At 61.1% G+C, this 2,536-nt stretch carries 4 protein-coding genes; 2 read left to right on the top strand and 2 right to left on the bottom strand.

Annotation, left to right across the window (positions count from 1 at the left end):
* Nucleotides 1–287: diacylglycerol kinase (locus EOA33_RS31810; RefSeq protein ID WP_145989403.1), on the bottom strand; the 287-nt coding region annotated here is incomplete at its 3' end.
* Nucleotides 288–397: 110 nt separating this feature from the next.
* Nucleotides 398–826, bottom strand: coding sequence for a GFA family protein (locus EOA33_RS31805; RefSeq protein WP_127400588.1), 429 nt, complete (start codon nt 824–826; stop codon nt 398–400).
* 321 nt (nt 827–1,147) lie between these two features.
* Between EOA33_RS31805 and EOA33_RS31800 the strand changes: the two genes are divergently transcribed.
* Both EOA33_RS31800 and EOA33_RS31795 read left to right on the top strand, forming a co-directional pair.
* The gene (locus tag EOA33_RS31800; RefSeq protein ID WP_127407428.1) at nt 1,148–2,218 is read left to right on the top strand and encodes a diguanylate cyclase; all 1,071 of its coding nucleotides are present in this window, start codon (nt 1,148–1,150) and stop codon (nt 2,216–2,218) included.
* A gap of 101 nt (nt 2,219–2,319) precedes the next feature.
* On the top strand, nt 2,320–2,536 hold a 217-nt coding region (locus EOA33_RS31795; protein WP_348628273.1), incomplete at its 3' end, for an antitoxin Xre-like helix-turn-helix domain-containing protein.

Here is a 2,536-nt window from a genome sequence, read left to right as displayed (position 1 = left end):
AGCACCGCCAGCGAACCGCAATCCTTGGCGAGCTGGATGTCGACATTGAACTCGCGGCTGAAGGCGTCGCAGGCAGCCTCGATGCCGGTGTTGAGCACTTCGACCATGATCAGGAGCAGCACCGCGCCGAGCAGCAGCGCGTAGCCGCGCCACGACACCGAGATGAACCAGCCCGCCGGCAGGGCAAGGGTGAGCAGCATCAGCTCCTGCTGGAAGGCTTTTTCGTGGGCAGCCAGCTTGCGGAACGCCCGCACCGAGTTGAAGAAAGCATCGATCAGCCGCTGCATGCCCAAATCCCTTTCCGAGTGACCGGCAGGGGATATAGCAACGGCTGGATCAATGGAATAAGGCAGTGCCGCCAAAAATCACGCGCTCTGCCGCTGTACTCGCTTGCTGGTCATTCGGCGGCCTCACCGGCGACCTTGACCGAGGGCGACGATTTCTCGAACTGCGGCAGCCCGTCGTCGATCGAATAATAGTCGCCCTTGTCGCCAACGAAGATATGGCTTTCCCCGGCAAGTCCGGACGGCCTGTCGAAGGCGCCGGCCATGATCGAAATCTGATCCAGTTCGTTATGCTTCCAGAACAGGAGCGAGCCGCAGATGCGGCAGAACCCGCGCCTGGCGACGTCGGAGGCGCCATACCAGGTGAGCGCCTCGGCTCCTTCTATGTCGATATCGGCATCCTTGGCCGAGGTCGCCGCAACGAAATGGCCGTTCTGCCTGCGGCATTGCGAGCAGTGGCAATAGACGACACCGCGCAGAGCCCCCCTCGTCCTGAAGCGCACCGCGCCGCACAGGCAAGCTCCGTTGTGATTGTCATCCATTCCGCCCTCCTAGAATTCATCACCTGTCAGCAGCAGGATTCCAGTTTTGCGCCCGCCGGGCATCGGCAAATGCGACATGAAGAGGACACGTTTCGCCCCGCGCCTGCATAAGCGGTTATTGCATCCTGAGGTAGAGAAAACCGTGTTGAAATCCAGCCCTATTAAGGAAACTTTAGCGCGCTCGCATCTATGGTCGTTTGCAAGTGAAGGTCGTGAGCGGGGACGCGATTCTTCTCGTGTCTGGCATTTCCGGTCGCACTCCCCTCATGGCGACATCGGCACGCGCAGGTTCTGCGTTGGCTCTTGAGGAGTGAACAGAACATGCAGCCGGCTTTCGTTCCAAACGACAGGAACACCGACATAGCGAGCACCGTCGTGGCGACGATGCGCCAGCTTGGCGTGCTTGGCCTGCCGCGCAACTACGAGATCTTCTACGAGGCTCTGAGCGGCAGCAATCATGAACTCAGCCTAGCCGTCGTCTCGCTGAGCAACCGGCCAACCCAGGAGGAACTCGACCGCATCGGCCGAACCTTCTTTGCCCAGCATCACGGCCCCGGCATTGTCGAGCACGCGCGCGACGTCATCGCCAAGGAACTCGAGGATATCGCCTCGCTGTTGCGCAGCGAGCGTTCCCACATCGAAAAATACGGCCGCATCCTCGACGAGACGTCGAGTGGGCTCGGCAACCGCAGCATGCTGTCGCAGGACCTGCTGCAGAAAATCGTCACCGCCATGTCGGCGGCGACCAACTCGACGATCGACCATGGCAGGCAAGTGGCGAGCACGCTCAGCGAAAAGACCGCCGAGCTCGAGAGCGTCAAGTCGAAGCTCGAGGAGTACAAGCGGCTCGCCGACACCGATCCCTTGACGCAGGTCTGGAACCGCCGCGCCTTCGACAAGGAAATCACCAAGATCTACAACTCCAACAAGGGCATCCTGTTCAATGCCCTGATCCTCGCCGACATCGACCGCTTCAAGGACATCAACGACCGCTTCGGCCATCCAGTCGGAGACAGGATCATCCAGATCATCGCCGAGATCTTCCAGACCAGCATTCGCGGCGACATGTTCGTTGCCCGCACCGGCGGCGAGGAATTCGCCCTGATCGTCGAGGGTGCCAGCGAAGACACGACTTTCGAGATCGCCGAGCGCATCCGCACGCTGATCGAGCAGACGCCGTTCACCAGCAGCCAGACCGGCACCAATTACGGCACGGTGACCGTGTCGATGGGCATCTGCATGGCGTCCGAGGCCGAAAGCCCCGAGGACCTCTACACCAAGGCCGACCGGGCGCTCTATCGCTCGAAGGTCGGCGGCCGCAACTGCGTGACAAGGCATTCGGCGATGGCCGGTCGCGCCGGCAAGAGCTGGCTGCTCTACAAGAAAGACTGATTTCTCGGCCCTGACGGATCCGGCTGTCCCGGATTCTTTCGACACAACACCTTTCCATATGAATTTTCGTGGACTATATTTTCCATGGAAAGGAACAAGTCATGCCGTCCGTGCAATCTCATATCGCCACCGGCGCGGCCGAAAACGCGGTCGTGACCAGGGCCACGCTGCGCGCCGCGGAACTGCTCGACGTCACCGCCAGGGTGCTGGCTTCCGTCATCGGCGTCTCGGAAGCCACGGTTTCGCGCATGCGCAAGCAGGAATTCCTGCTCGAGCGCGGCACCAAGCCGTTCGAGCTGGCCGTCCTGTTCGTCCGGC

The organism is Mesorhizobium sp. M4A.F.Ca.ET.050.02.1.1 (assembly GCF_003997725.1).
GTDB lineage: Bacteria > Pseudomonadota > Alphaproteobacteria > Rhizobiales > Rhizobiaceae > Mesorhizobium.
The sequence above is the reverse complement of the archived record's forward strand: the minus strand, read 5'-3'. Positions and strand labels throughout refer to the sequence as shown.